Genomic DNA, 13,421 nt, shown 5'->3' on the forward strand with positions numbered 1-13,421 from the left:
TCCCAGCGGCCGGCACTACCTCTACGCCAGCCGCAAGGCCAATATACCGCCCACGATGAGTGCCGCTGCCAGCCAGCGCGCACGCGGGATCCGCTCGCGCAGCAGGAACACCGAGATCAACAGCGCGAACAGGATGGACGATTCGCGCAGCGCTGAGACCATCGCCACCGGGGCCTGGGTCATCGCCCACAACGCCATCGCGTAGGACGCGGTGGTGCCGACGCCGCCGGCCAGTCCCAGCGGCCAATGCTGGCGCGCATAGTCCAGCACCGCGCCACCGCGGGTGTACAACGCCCAAAGTGGCAGTGGAATGCCCGACAGCAGGAACAACCACAGCGTGTAGCTGAGCGCACTGCCGGATTGGCGCGCACCCTGCGCATCGACCAGGGTGTAGGTGGCGATCATCGCCGCGGTCAGCAGTGGCAGGCGCAGTTGGCCGCCACGTGCACCCAGTGCCATGCACAGGATGCCGGTGCTCACCAGCACCACGCCCAGCCACGCGGCAGGGGGCAGCTGCTCGCCCAGCAGGGTGCCGGCCAGTGCAACCAGGATCGGCGCGCTGCCACGCATCAGCGGATAGGCCAGGCTCATCTCGACCTGCTGGTAGCAGCGTGCCACCAGGCCGTAGTAGGTCACCTGCAGCAGCACGGATGCAGCCAGCCAGGGCCAGCTGTGCGCGGCCGGGCACGGCAGGAAAGGCAGGGCAGCCGCCGACAGCAGCGCGGCGCTGCCGGTCACCAGCACGGTGCCGAGGAGCTTGTCCGGCCCGCGTTTGACGATCGCATTCCAGCTGGCGTGCAGGGCCGCAGCCGCGAGGACCAGCAGGAAGATGGAAAGAGGCATCGGGCGATGATGCCATGCCGGGAAAATGGAAACGCCGGGCATTGCCCGGCGTTTCCGATTCCGCATCGGTAGATGCCAACCTCTCCCGCCGTGGTAATTGCCAACCTTGGCTGGCACGCACCAGAGCGCGGCGCTTACAGCTTCGCGCGCTGCTCGCGCAGGCCGGCCAGTTGGGTATTCCAGTCGGCCAGTCGCACGCGTTCCTGCTCGACCACCGCCGGTGGCACCTTGTCGGTGAACCTGGCCAGCTTGGTCTCGCTCTTTTCCTTTTCGGCATCGACGCGGGCGATTTCCTTGTCCAGGCGCACGCGCTCGGCGTCGAGATCGACCAGGCCTTCCAGCGGCACCAGCAGCTTCAGTTCACCCACGATTGCGGCGGCGGCCGGCGGTGCGCTTTCACCTTCGGCCAGCCACTGGATGCTGTCCAGCTTCAGCAGGAACGACAGCGAGGCGCTGAAGCGTTCAATGCGCAGGCGGTCCTGTTCAAGGCCGGCCTGCAGGCGCAGCGGCACCAGCTTGGACGGGGCGACGTTCAGTTCGCTGCGCACGCGGCGCACCGCACTGATCACCGCCTTCAGCCATTCCACGTCGGCCTCGGCCTGGGCGAAATCGCCTTCGAACTCGGCCGCGGTCGGGTACGGGCGCAGCGACAGCGTGGTTTCGGCCAGGCCCAGGCGCGGGGCCAGCTGCTGCCACAGCTGTTCGGTGATGAACGGGGTCAGCGGGTGCAGCAGGCGCAGCAGCGCTTCCAGCACGTACAGCAGGGTGTGGCGGGTGCTTTCAGCATCGGCGGCGTCGGCACCGTTCAGGGCCGGCTTGCTCAGTTCCAGGAACCAGTCGCAGAACGCGTTCCAGGCGAACTCGTACAGGCACTGCGCCAGCAGGTCGAAGCGGTAGGCGGCGAAATGGCCCTGCGCTTCGGCGGTGGTGGCCGCCAGGCGCGCGAGGATCCAGCGCTCGGCATCGGTGCGCGGCTTGGGCACGCCGGTGAACGCCGCGCCTTCAGTGTTCATCAGGGCGAAGCGGCTGGCGTTCCACAGCTTGTTGCAGAAGTTCTTGTAGCCCTCGGCGCGGTTCATGTCGAACTTGATGTCGCGGCCGTGGGTGGCCAGCGCGGCGATGGTGAAGCGCAGCGCGTCGGCACCATGGGCGGCGATGCCGTCCGGGAATTCCTTGCGGGTGGCCTTCTCGATCTTCTCCACCATCTTCGGCTGCATCAGGCCGCCGGTGCGCTTGGCGACCAGGTCGTCGATGGTGATGCCGTCGATGATGTCCAGCGGGTCAAGCACGTTACCCTTGCTCTTGGACATCTTCTGGCCCTGGCCGTCGCGGATCAGGCCGGTGAAGTAGACGTCCTTGAACGGGATCTTCCCGACCAGGTTGTCGGTGGCCATGATCATGCGCGCCACCCAGAAGAAGATGATGTCGAAGCCGGTGATCAGCACTGACGACGGCAGGTAGCGGTCGAAGCCACGCTCGGCCATGGCCTGCTCGTTTGGCCAGCCCAGGGTGGAGAACGGCCACAGCTGCGAGGAGAACCAGGTCTCCAGCACGTCGCTTTCCTGGTTCAGCACCACGTCGCTGCCGAGGTTGTTCTTCGCGCGCACTTCGTCTTCGCTGCGACCGACGTAGCAGTTGCCGGTGGCTTCGTCGAACCACGCCGGAATGCGATGGCCCCACCACAGCTGGCGGCTGATGCACCAGTCCTGGATGTTGTTCATCCAGTGGCGGTAGGTGTTGATCCAGTTCGGCGGCACGAAGGCGATGCTTCCGTCCTCGACCAGTTCCAGGCCACGCTTGGCCAGGTCGTCCATCTTCACGAACCACTGGTCGGTCAGGTACGGCTCGATCACCTGGCCGGTACGGTCGCCGCGCGGCACCTGCAGCTTGTGCGCCTTGGTCTCGACCAGGATGCCCAGGTCTTCCAGCTCGGCCAGCACGGCCTTGCGCGCTGCGTAGCGGTCCAGGCCCTGGAAACGCTCCGGTGCGTTCTCGTTGAGCGCCGCCACCGGGGTGAACAGGTTGATCATCGGCAGGCCGTGGCGCACGCCCACTTCATAGTCGTTGAAATCGTGCGCCGGGGTGACCTTGACAACGCCGGTGCCGAACGCACGGTCCACGTAGTCGTCGGCGATCACCGGCACGCGGCGGCCGGTCAACGGCAGCACCACGCTCTTGCCGATCAGATGGGCGTAGCGCTCATCTTCCGGGTGGACCATCACCGCGGTATCGCCCAGCAGGGTTTCCGGGCGGGTGGTGGCGACCACCAGGTAGTCGCGGGTTTCGCGCAGGGTTTCCACGCCGTCGGCATCGCGCTCGACGTGCTCGTAGCTCAGGCCTTCATCCAGCGTGTAGGCGATCGACCACAGGAAGCCATCTTCCTCTGCGCTCTCCACTTCCAGGTCGGAAATGGCGGTCTTCAGCACCGGGTCCCAGTTGACCAGGCGCTGGCCGCGGTAGATCAGGCCCTGCTCGTACCAGCGCACGAAGGCTTCGTTCACCGCGGCCGACGGCTGCGGGTCCATGGTGAAGGTGCTGCGCGACCAGTCGGCGGAGGTGCCGAGGCGGCGCATCTGGCGTTCGATGGTGTCGCCGGACTGCTGCTTCCACTCCCAGACCTTGCCGATGAAGCCTTCGCGGCCCAGCGAATCACGGGTCTCGCCCTTGCCTTCCAGCGCCAGGTTGCGGCTGACCACCATTTCGGTGGCGATGCCGGCGTGGTCGGTACCGACCTGCCACAGCGTGTCGTAGCCGCGCATGCGGTGGTAGCGCACAAGTGCATCCATCAGCGTCTGCTGGAACGCATGGCCCATGTGCAGCGTGCCGGTCACGTTCGGTGGCGGCAGCAGGATGGTGTACGGCTCGCCCGTGCCGGACGGCTTGAAGTGGCCGGCCTTCTCCCAGGCCTCGTAGAGGTCGGTCTCGAAGGACTTCGGGTCGTAGCTGGAGGCGAGTTGGGTCATGCGGGGGAACCAGGAGGTAATCGTTGAAGGATCAGGGCGCGGCGGCGGCCCATCAAGGGGGCCGGGGCGCGCTTACATGTCGTGCTTGTTCAGGTCGTAACCGGCGGCCTTGTACTGGCGCCAGCGTTCGCGCAGCGGTTCGCGCGCTTCCGGATCGGCCGGGACCACTTCCAGCACGCGTTCGCACTGGCCCAGCCAGGGCTCATCGCGCAGGTTGATCACCAGCGGGCGTGCCGGCGCGTCGGTGCCTGGTACGGCGATCAGCACCAGGGCCTCTTCCTCGTCCATGTCTTCGCCGGCGATCTGGTGCGGGATGTAGGCATCGTTGTCGAAGGCCCACAGCAGCTCGTCCAGCTCTTCGGCCTGGGCCTGGTCGCGGGCCAGCACCAGGGTGAACAACCCGGCGTCGTTGGCCTTGCGTGCCAGCTCGCAGACCAGGCGCAGTGGCTCGGTCAGGAAGCGGGGCTTGGCGATCAGGTAGAAGTCGGCGCGGGGCATGGCAGGGTCCGGGTCAGGCAGAAGCCCGGTCGTGCCGGGCGAGGCCCTGGCCGGCGTGGGCCGGCCAGGGTCGGGTACGGCATCAGGCGCGGGCGGCCTGGTCCAGCAGCCACTGGCTCAGCAGGCCGACCGGGCGGCCGGTGGCCATGCCACGCTTGCCTTCATCGCTGGCCACGCCGGCGATGTCCAGGTGCGCCCAGCGTTGGCCTTCGGCGAAGCGCGACAGGAAGCAGCCAGCGGTGATCGCACCGGCCCAGCGGCCGCCGATGTTGTAGACGTCGGCGAAGGTCGAATCCAGCATCGGCTGGTACTCGTCCCACAGCGGCAGGCGCCAGGCGCGGTCGAACACGTGCTCGCCGGCAGCCAGCAGCTCGTTGGCCAGGTCGTCGTGCTTGCTCATCAGGCCGGCGGTCTGGTGGCCGAGGGCGACCATGCAGGCACCGGTCAGGGTGGCGACGTCGACCAGCGCGGCCGGCTCGAAGCGCTGTGCGTAGGTCAGCGCGTCGCACAGGATCAGGCGGCCTTCGGCGTCGGTGTTGCCCACTTCGATGGTCTTGCCCGACATCGAGGTGATCACGTCAGATGGACGGTAGGCGTTGCCATCGATCGCGTTTTCAACGGCCGGCACCACCACGACGAGGTTCAGCGGCAGCTTGGCCTTCACGGCCGCGACGAAGGTGCCGATGACGTTGGCGCCACCGCACATGTCGTACTTCATCTCCTCGATGCCGCCTTGGGTCTTCAGGTTGACGCCACCGGTATCGAAGGTGATGCCCTTGCCGACCAGCACATAGGGCTTGGCGTCGCCGCCACCGGTCCACTTCAGCACGACCAGGCGCGGACGGTTGGCCGACCCGCGGGCCACGGCCAGCAGCGAGCCCATGCCCAGCGCTTCCATCTGGGTCTCATCCAGGATCTCGGCCTCGGCACCGTCGTGCTCGCCGGCAAACTTCACGCCCACTTCGGCCAGGTAGGCCGGGGTGCAGTAGTTCGGTGGCAGGTTGCCCAGTTCGCGGGCGAACTCGACACCGGCGGCGATGGCCTGGCCCTGGGCCAGGGCCTGGGCGTCGTCACCGGCAATGGCCAGCTGGGCCAGGCCGGCGTCGTCGGCCTTCTTCTTGCCCAGCGTGGCGGTGTAGCGGTAGGCGGCGTGATCGGCGGCGATCACTGCCTGGCGGATCGCCCAGGCCGCGTCGCGGTCCTTGATGGCCACTTCGGACAGGGTGAACAGTGCGCTGCGGGTAGCGCCGGCCTTCAGCGCGCGCACGGCGTCGCCAACGGCCTTCAGGTACTGCGGCACGCCGAAGCGGGCGGCATCGCCCAGGCCGACCACCAGCACGCGCGGGGCGGTCACGCCCGGCAGGTCGTGCAGCAGGGTGGTGGCGCCGGTCTTGCCGGACAGGTCGCCGCGCTGGGCCAGCGAGGCCAGGCGGCCGCCGCTGGCAGCGTCCAGGGCCTGTGCGGCCGGGGTCAGGGTATGGTCGGCGTAGGCGCCGACCACCAGGCAATCGACGGTGGCGGCGGCCGGAGCAACGTGGTTCAGGGTGAATTCGAGGGCCATTGAGCAGATTCCATTGGCGAGTCCGTACAATCGCAGGCCGTTTACGCCCAGACAGTAGACTGGGCGGCACCGCGAACGAACCCCAGAGTTTAAACCACCGCCCCATGCTGAAGCTCGACCGATACCTGCTGGGCGATTTCGTCCAGAGTTTCCTGGCTACCCTGATCGTCCTGCTGGTCGTCAGCGTAGGCGGCGTGCTGGTGGACATCCTCGGCAACATCGCCGACGGGCGTCTGCCGGCCAAGCTGCTGTTCTCCCAGCTGGGCCTGCAGTTCATCGCCTACCTGCCGCTGATCCTGCCGCTGGCGCTGATGCTTGGCCTGCTGCTGGCGGTCGCCCGCCTGTACCGGGACTCGGAGATGGCGGTCATCACCGCCATTGGCGTGGGCCCCAAGCGCCTGCTGCGGCCGCTGCTGATGCTGGTGGTGCCGGTGGTGCTGCTGGTCGGCGCCTGCTCGCTGTGGCTGGGCCCGTGGGCCGGCCGGGTGGCCGAGCAGATGATCGTCGAGGCCAACCGCAGCGTGCTGATGGCCGGCCTGGAGCCGGGCCGCTTCACCCAGCTGCCCAATGGCGGCGTGGTCTACCTGTCCTCGATCTCGCCCGATGGCACCCAGCTGGGCAAGGTCTTCCTGCAGCGGCAGAAGGATGACCGGCTGGAGGTGGTGTCGGCCAACGGCGGCCGCATGTTCTTCGAGGGCACCCGCCAGCGCTTCCTGGAGCTGGATGACGGCCACCAGGTGGAAGGTCCGGTGGCCGGTGCGCTGGACTACCGGTTGGCGACCTTCGCCCGCAACGACGTGGCCCTGCCTGATGGCGCGCAGACCCGCACCGAGGATGACCCGGAACTGATGCCGACGCTGAAGCTTATCGGTGACGAGCGCCCGCAGGCGCAGGCACAGCTGCACCGTCGCCTGGCACCACCGCTGATCGCGCTGGCGTTCGCCCTGCTGACCGTGCCGCTGGGCCGCAGCTCGCCGCGCCAGCAGCGCTACGGCCGGATGATGCTGGCCCTGATGGCCTATATGGTCGGTACCAACCTGATGTTCATCGGCAGTGGCTGGATTGCCAACGGCAAGATTCCGCCCGCGCTGGGCCTGTGGTGGCTGACTCTGCCGCTGCTGGCGCTGGCGATCTGGATGTATGCCCGTGATGGCCGCCTGGGCCGCCCGAAGGGAGCCCGCGCATGAGGCTGCGCCCGATGCGTTTCGATCTGTACCTGGGCCAGTCGGTGTTCACCACCGTACTGCTTACCTGGGCGGTGCTGGTCGGCCTGGACGTGGTGATGGCGTTCTCCGGCGAGTTCAAGGACATCGGCAAGAACGGCTACACCCTGGGCCATGCCGCCGCATGGGTGCTGTACACGGTGCCCCGCCGCGCCTACACGATGTTCCCCACCGCAGCGGTGATCGGGGCACTGATGGGCCTGGGCCAGCTGGCGGCGACCTCGGAGCTGACCGCGCTGCGTGCGCTGGGCCTGTCGCGGAAGCGCCTGAGCGTATCGGTGGCCATCGCGCTGTCGTTGCTGACCGCAGTGATGGTGCTCAGCGCCGAGACATTGGGCCCCTGGGGCCAGGACCGCGCCGATGCGCTGAAGTCCAGCGCCAAATGGGGGAGGGACATTTCCAGCAGCCGCTACTCGGGCCTGTGGGCGCGCGAAGGCGATACCTTCCTCAGTGCCGTCGCAGGCGAAGAGCAGCTGGTGGGCGACAAGGGCACGCGGCTGATCCTGCGCGACGTGCGCCTGTACCGCATTGCCGAGGACGGCCGGATCGCCTCGTTGACCCATGCCGACACCGTCGAGCATGACAAGGACGGCTGGATACTGACCGGGGTGCGCCGCGACACCTTCGGCGAGCGCTCGGTGACCCGCCAGGAAGTGGCGCGTGAGCCCTGGAATTCGAAGCTGGACCCGGCGGCGCTGGCTACCGGCATCGCCAAGCCACGCAATCTCAGCCTGGCGGAACTGAGCACCAGCATCGCCTATCGCGAGCGCAACGGCCTGGATGCGCGCGATTTCGAGGACGTGTACTGGAGCCGCTGGTTCTACCCGGTGAACGTGCTGGCGCTGTGCCTGGCGGCGGTGCCGTTCGCGTTCGGCTCGCTGCGTAGTGGTGGCATGGGCAAGCGCCTGTTCCTCGGTATCCTGTTCGCGCTGGGCTTCTGGCTGCTGCAGCTGTTCTTCGGCCGCATGGCCGGCGCGTTGAAGTTCGATTTCCGCATTGCCTATGCGTTGCCGCCGATCGTGATGCTGGCGGTATCGGGATTGCTGTTCCGGCGGAAATCGGGCTGATCGTGATTGTTGTAGAGCCGAGCCCATGCTCGGCTGCTTTTCGCTCACCGCTCGTCAGCCGAGCATCGGCTCGGCTCTACAGGTCGTGCATCAGCGCTTCGGTATCCGCATCAGGTGGGTGCCGCTGGCGCGGTCGTGCCAGGTCAGTCGCTGGCGGTCGATCCACGCCCACCAGAATCCCAGGCCGCCCAGCAGCAGTGACAACGTGCCCACGGCGAAACGCAGCCAAAGCTGCGTGCGTCGCAAGGGCGCGCCATCGCTCGATTCCAGCTTCAACCGCCACGGCCGCATGCCCAGTGTCTGTCCGCCGCGGCGCCAGCTGGCCGTGGCATACCCCCCCGTGATCAGCCAGGACACTGCCCACAGCAGCCACTGCCAGGCGCTGAACGGTGCAATGTTCTCGCGCTGGGCGTGGCCGCTGAAGGTGTAGGCCAGGGTGAACAGGGTGCCGGCCAGCATCCACAGCGCCAGCACCGGCAGCGCGTCGTAGACCATCGCCAGCGCACGCCACAGCAGCAAAGCGCGTGGGCGGGGCAGCTCGGTAGCGGCCGCAGGGACCGTATCAATGACGGGACGGGACATGAGCCGAGCATACGCAATGCTGGCCGCATCCGCAGTGGCCCTCGTATCCTGCACGCATGGCTTCTGTTTCCACCCCCGCCGAACGCCGCCAGCTGGTGCAGCAACTGCCGGAACTGCGCGCCGATGACAGCGTGCGCATCCAGCGTTTCCTCGATGCGATCTGGGCCGAGAACGGCCTGGCCCGCGCCACCCTCGACAGCTACCGGCGCGACCTGGAAGGGTTGGCACGCTGGATGGACGGGCGCGACGGTGGCCTGGCCGGCATCGAGCGTCCCGGCCTGTTCGACTACCTGGCCTGGCGCACCCGGCATGGCTGGTCGCCGCGAAGCAATGCCCGCCTGTTGTCGGCGTTGCGCGCGTTCTTTGCCGATGGCGTGCGCCGGGGCGACCGCAGCGAAGACCCCAGCGCGCTGCTGGACCCACCCAAGCTGCCTCGGCTGCTGCCCAAGGCACTGGCCGAGAGCCAGATCGACGCGCTCCTGGCAGCACCCGATGTCGACAGCCCGCTGGGCCTGCGCGATCGCGCCATGCTGGAGCTGATGTATGCCGCCGGCCTGCGCGTGAGCGAACTGGTGCTGCTGCCGGCCACTGCGGTCAACCTGCGCCAGGGCGTGCTGCGGGTCACCGGCAAGGGCAGCAAGGAGCGGCTGGTGCCGCTGGGCGAGGAATCCCAGCATTGGCTGGAGCGTTACCTGCAGCAGTCCCGGCCGCAGCTGGTCGGCAAGGGCAGGGTACAGGCCTTGGCGGATGGGCAGACCCCGCTGTTTGTCGAAGCGACGTTGCATGCGCTGACCCGGCAGGCGTTCTGGCACCTGGTCAAGCGCTACGCGCAGATTGCCGGTATCGACCCGGTGCGGATCAGCCCGCATGGCCTGCGCCACAGCTTCGCCACCCACCTGCTCAATCGTGGCGCCGATCTGCGTGCGCTGCAGATGCTGCTTGGCCACAGCTCGTTGTCGACCACCCAGATCTACACCCTGGTGGCGCGCGAGCACCTGCAGAAACTGCACGCCCGGCATCATCCGCGTGGATGAGCGGTGGCCTGAACCCTGGCCCCGGGCGGTGCGCGGCGTCGCGGCCCGGTGCCGGTGGCTGTGTCAGAATCCGAGGTCTTCTTCTGCCGCGGACCGTTCCATGCTCCGATTTGCCATCGCCGCCGTGTTCGGCGCGCTCAGCCTGACGGCCTGTGCCCAGCCCGCGCCGCCGGCCGCCAAGGCCCCTGCTACCACTGCGGCCAAGGCCAGCCCGGCCGCCAGCGCGTCGGCCGACCAGGCCGTGCGTGCCGCGCTGACCGCGCTCAATCCCGGTTTCCAGGTGGATTACATCGGCGCTGCGCCGTTCCCTGGCTTCCGCGAGGTCGTCGTGTCCGGCCAGTTGCTGTACGTGTCCGATGATGGCCGCTACCTGTTCCAGTCGCAGCCGTATGACACCCGCGCCAAGGGCCCGGCCAACAGCGAAGGCCTGCTGGGCTACCGCCGCGATCTGCTGGCCAAGGCCAACCATGGCGACCGCATCGTGTTTGCTGCCCCGAACGCCAAGTACACCATCAGCGTGTTCACCGACATCGAATGCGGTTACTGCCGCAAGCTGCACCAGGACATCGCCGAGCTCAACCGCAACGGCATCTCCGTCGAGTACCTGGCGTTCCCGCGCATGGGCCTGGGCAGCAAGGACTACACCGACATGATCTCGGTCTGGTGTGCGGCTGATCGTCGCCAGGCACTGACCAACGCCAAGCGCGGTGGCAGCGTGCCGGCCAAGAACTGCACCAACCCGGTAGCGATGCAGTACGCACTGGGCCAGCAGCTGGGCGTGAACGGCACGCCGGCGATCTTCGCCCCCGACGGCACCCAGCTGGGGGGCTACCTGCCGCCGGCACAGCTGCGTGCGGCGCTGGAAAAGCTGTCGGCCAAGCGCTGATCACCGCCGGCCTTTTCCTGTAGAGCCGAGCCCATGCTCGGCTGCGGAAGCATCAGCCGAGCATGGGCTCGGCTCTACAGGTGGGAAGCCGGGAATGCGTGTCGCATCCCCGGCTTTTTTGCTTACTTCAGGCCATCACTGACCGCCTTGGTCAGCGTGCCCTGCGCATCGTCACCACTGAACTCCCAGACGAACGCACCGCCCAGGCCCTGGGTCTTCACGTAACCCATCTTGCGGGTGATGTTGGCCGGGGTGTCGAAGCTCCACAGCGTGCTGCCGTTGTAGATCCAGGTGGCACCGGCGGTGTTGTCGGTGTAGCCCGGCCACGCCAGGTTCTTCAGCACCTTCCAGTCCTCGATGCCGGCCTCGTAGGTACCCGGGGCGGCGCCGGTCGCGGTCTGGTACAGGCCGTTGTTGGCGTTGGCCACGCCGGTCCAGCCACGCCCGTAGTAGCCGATGCCCAGGTTGAGCTTGGCGGCGGGAACGCCTCGGCTGATGAAGGCCTCGATGGCGTCGTTGCTGTTGTACAGCTTCTGGTCGCCGGTGGACGGATCATTCGGCGAATCGAACAGTGCGGACTGGTGATTGGTCTTCGCGTCCCACGCGCCGTGGAAGTCGTAGGTCATCACGTTGATGTAGTCCAGGTACGGGTGGTACGCGGCCGGATCGGTGACGCGGATCTTGTCGATGCCCGCACCCACCGCCACCGTCAGCAACAGGCCCGGACGCACTGCATCGAGCTGGCGGCGGAACTCGGCCATCAGCGCGGTGAAGTTGGCGTTGTCTTCCGGCTTGCCGCACTCGATGCCGCACGCCACCGGGTATTCCCAGTCGATGTCGATGCCGTCGAACACGCCCAGCGCGGCACCGGCGCCACCGGCACCGTCGGTCACCGGCAGGTTGCCCTTGATGTAGGCATCGATGCACGAGGCGACGAAGGCCTGGCGGTTTTCCGGGCGTGCCGCGCTGGAGAAGCCGCGCGACCAGGTCCAGCCACCCAGCGAGATCAGCACCTTCATGCCCGGGTACTTGGCCTTGAGCTGCTTGAGCTGGTTCCAGTTGCCGCGCAGCGGCTGGTCCCAGGTATCAGCGCTGCCGCTGACGCTCTCGGCGGCGCTGAAGGCCTTGGTGTAGTCGGCGAAGGCATCGCCACCGGCACCACTGTTCGGATCCGACGGCTGGGTGATGCCCACTTCGCAGCGGTTGTTGCGCACGTTGCCGAAGGCGTAGTTGATGTGGGTCAGGCGTGCGGCCGAACCGCTGCTGTCGATGTTCTTGACCCGGTAGTTGCGGCCGTAGATGCCCCACTGGGTGAAGTAGCCGATGACCCGCTTGCCGGTGGTGCCGCCGTCGCCGGCCAGCGTGGTGGCGCTGATCTCGGTGCCTTGGGCGGACGCGTTGCCGGCGTTGTCGCGGGCACGCACGCGGTAGCGATAGGTGGTGGATGCGGTCAGGCCACCATCGACATAGCTGGCGCTGGACGGCGAACCGACCAGGCTGCCATTGCGGTACACGTCATAGCCGGCCACGCCGCTGCCACCGGTGTTGTCGGTGGACGGGCTCCAGCTGAGCGCGATGCTGTTGGCGGTACGCGTGCCCACCGTCAGCCCACCGGGCACGCTCGGCGCGGTGGTATCCCCACCGGCGGCGTTGACGGTGATGGTGATGGTCGACGTGCTGCTGGTGGCGTTGTTGTTGTCGGTGGCCACCGCGCGCAGGGTGTGGCTGCCGGCGCTGGCATTGGCCCAGCTGGCCGCATACGGCGCACTGGTGGCGATGCCCAGCGAGGCGCCGTCGCGGAAGAACTCGACCTTCGCGACGCTGCCGTCCGGGTCGCTGGCGTTGGCGGTCACGTTGACCGTGCTGCCGGCGCTGAAGGTGGCGCCGTTGGCCGGCGAGGTCAGGCTGACCACTGGCGGCTGGTTGGTTCCGCTGCCATCGCAGGCACCGAGGTTGGTGTAGTAGGGCGCGCCGGCCGGATGGTCCGGCGGCGCGTTCCAGATGTCCTGGTTCGCCCGATAGAGGACGCCTCCTTTCTGGAGGGTATCGCCGGCCCGGTAGATCTTGGCCTGGTCCCACTGGGCCACGCCGGCACAGCTGGCGGCCTGCGCCAGGCCGGGCAGGGCGGCGGTACCGGCGGCCAGGGCAAGCAGCCAGGCCAGGCGGCGGGGACGACAGCTTCGGGTCGCACGTTCGGCACTGCGCACAATCGGGTCGTACATGGGTAAGTCTCCGATCAAAGGGCGCGCGGGCCCCGATGGCGCCGCGCGTGACGCAGGTCCGGGCGTCGCCCGGGAAGGCGACGGAGGGGGCGGACGGGGTACCTGGGAGGCCGGGGAGAGAGTCCGGCGCCAGGTAGGGACAACGTTGTCATCAATTGTGTGGTCAATCCGTGAGCAAGCGCATGGTTCCGGGATTCAGGCGGAGAGCGCGCTGCGCGCGGTCGGCGGCCATCGGCGGAGCCCCTCGTGGTTGGTCGGCACGCGAATTCAAGGGTTTGGCCGGGCGGGTGGGCATCGCGGGGGACGCCGTAAACCCGTCCATGGGGGCTTGGCCGCGGCATCCATGCCGCGGACACCCCCGCGATGCCCACCCGCCCGACCCCTGACAGGTTCCTGCGCGGCCCAGCCACGAAAGACAGAACAGAAAATCAAAATCAAAAGCCGGTCGCTTCGCTCTTCAATGCCTGATTTCTGACTTCCTCTGGTTGCCGGCCAGCGGCCGGCACTACCGGGGAGCATCCACGCATGGCGGCAGATCGCGG

Annotated in this window: 10 protein-coding genes; 4 read left to right on the plus strand and 6 right to left on the minus strand. The window is 67.8% G+C overall.

What is annotated here, in order from left to right; genetic code table 11:
* Positions 1 to 21 precede the first annotated feature (21 nt).
* The 4 genes from ACZK0Z_RS03230 to ACZK0Z_RS03245 form a co-directional block, all read right to left on the minus strand.
* Positions 22 to 843 carry an EamA family transporter gene (locus tag ACZK0Z_RS03230; protein ID WP_197633040.1) on the minus strand — a complete coding sequence of 274 codons (822 nt, stop codon included), beginning with the start codon at positions 841 to 843 and terminating at the stop codon, positions 22 to 24.
* Positions 844 to 977: 134 nt separating this feature from the next.
* Entirely contained in the window at positions 978 to 3,806 is a 2,829-nt protein-coding gene (locus ACZK0Z_RS03235; RefSeq protein ID WP_049427382.1) for a valine--tRNA ligase, read from the minus strand.
* 72 nt (positions 3,807 to 3,878) lie between these two features.
* The gene (locus tag ACZK0Z_RS03240; protein WP_014645876.1) at positions 3,879 to 4,304 is read right to left on the minus strand and encodes a DNA polymerase III subunit chi; all 426 of its coding nucleotides are present in this window, start codon (positions 4,302 to 4,304) and stop codon (positions 3,879 to 3,881) included.
* An 82-nt stretch (positions 4,305 to 4,386) separates the two neighbouring features.
* A complete protein-coding gene (locus tag ACZK0Z_RS03245) occupies positions 4,387 to 5,865 on the minus strand; it encodes a leucyl aminopeptidase (protein WP_197633042.1) in 1,479 nt (492 codons plus the stop codon).
* 104 nt (positions 5,866 to 5,969) lie between these two features.
* On the opposite strand from ACZK0Z_RS03245, the gene lptF reads away from it, so the two are divergent.
* Together lptF and lptG are read left to right on the plus strand one after the other, a co-directional pair.
* A complete protein-coding gene (gene lptF / locus ACZK0Z_RS03250) occupies positions 5,970 to 7,052 on the plus strand; it encodes an LPS export ABC transporter permease LptF (protein WP_049427375.1) in 1,083 nt (360 codons plus the stop codon).
* Entirely contained in the window at positions 7,049 to 8,155 is a 1,107-nt protein-coding gene (gene lptG, locus ACZK0Z_RS03255; RefSeq protein WP_049427372.1) for an LPS export ABC transporter permease LptG, read from the plus strand. Before lptF ends, lptG begins: the two co-directional genes overlap by 4 nt.
* A 90-nt stretch (positions 8,156 to 8,245) precedes the next feature.
* Here the strand turns inward: lptG and ACZK0Z_RS03260 are convergent, their stop codons facing one another.
* Entirely contained in the window at positions 8,246 to 8,737 is a 492-nt protein-coding gene (locus ACZK0Z_RS03260; protein ID WP_197633046.1) for an RDD family protein, read from the minus strand.
* A gap of 56 nt (positions 8,738 to 8,793) precedes the next feature.
* Between ACZK0Z_RS03260 and xerD the strand changes: the two genes are divergently transcribed.
* On the plus strand, positions 8,794 to 9,771 hold the full coding sequence (gene xerD / locus ACZK0Z_RS03265; RefSeq protein WP_049427369.1) for a site-specific tyrosine recombinase XerD: 978 nt from the start codon (positions 8,794 to 8,796) through the stop codon (positions 9,769 to 9,771).
* Between the two features lie 100 nt (positions 9,772 to 9,871).
* Positions 9,872 to 10,657, plus strand: a complete 786-nt coding sequence (locus ACZK0Z_RS03270) for a thioredoxin fold domain-containing protein (protein WP_197633048.1) — start codon at positions 9,872 to 9,874, stop codon at positions 10,655 to 10,657.
* 122 nt (positions 10,658 to 10,779) lie between these two features.
* On the opposite strand, the gene ACZK0Z_RS03275 is transcribed toward ACZK0Z_RS03270, so the two are convergent.
* Complete coding sequence (locus tag ACZK0Z_RS03275; protein WP_197633050.1) at positions 10,780 to 12,879, minus strand: glycosyl hydrolase family 18 protein; 2,100 nt, start codon at positions 12,877 to 12,879, stop codon at positions 10,780 to 10,782.
* Between the last annotated feature and the right edge of the window lie 542 nt (positions 12,880 to 13,421).

It is taken from the genome of Stenotrophomonas sp. 116085_Sma (assembly GCF_056479585.1).

What these genes read in the sequence shown, in the direction of transcription:
- ACZK0Z_RS03235 (WP_049427382.1), bottom strand. Translation starts at nt 3,806, where the DNA reads ATGACCCAACTCGCCTCCAGCTACGACCCGAAGTCCTTCGAGACCGAC.
- ACZK0Z_RS03275 (WP_197633050.1), bottom strand. Translation starts at nt 12,879, where the DNA reads ATGTACGACCCGATTGTGCGCAGTGCCGAACGTGCGACCCGAAGCTGT.
- ACZK0Z_RS03245 (WP_197633042.1), bottom strand. Translation starts at nt 5,865, where the DNA reads ATGGCCCTCGAATTCACCCTGAACCACGTTGCTCCGGCCGCCGCCACC.
- ACZK0Z_RS03240 (WP_014645876.1), bottom strand. Translation starts at nt 4,304, where the DNA reads ATGCCCCGCGCCGACTTCTACCTGATCGCCAAGCCCCGCTTCCTGACC.
- ACZK0Z_RS03260 (WP_197633046.1), bottom strand. Translation starts at nt 8,737, where the DNA reads ATGTCCCGTCCCGTCATTGATACGGTCCCTGCGGCCGCTACCGAGCTG.
- ACZK0Z_RS03270 (WP_197633048.1), top strand. Translation starts at nt 9,872, where the DNA reads ATGCTCCGATTTGCCATCGCCGCCGTGTTCGGCGCGCTCAGCCTGACG.
- lptG (WP_049427372.1), top strand. Translation starts at nt 7,049, where the DNA reads ATGAGGCTGCGCCCGATGCGTTTCGATCTGTACCTGGGCCAGTCGGTG.
- lptF (WP_049427375.1), top strand. Translation starts at nt 5,970, where the DNA reads ATGCTGAAGCTCGACCGATACCTGCTGGGCGATTTCGTCCAGAGTTTC.
- xerD (WP_049427369.1), top strand. Translation starts at nt 8,794, where the DNA reads ATGGCTTCTGTTTCCACCCCCGCCGAACGCCGCCAGCTGGTGCAGCAA.
- ACZK0Z_RS03230 (WP_197633040.1), bottom strand. Translation starts at nt 843, where the DNA reads ATGCCTCTTTCCATCTTCCTGCTGGTCCTCGCGGCTGCGGCCCTGCAC.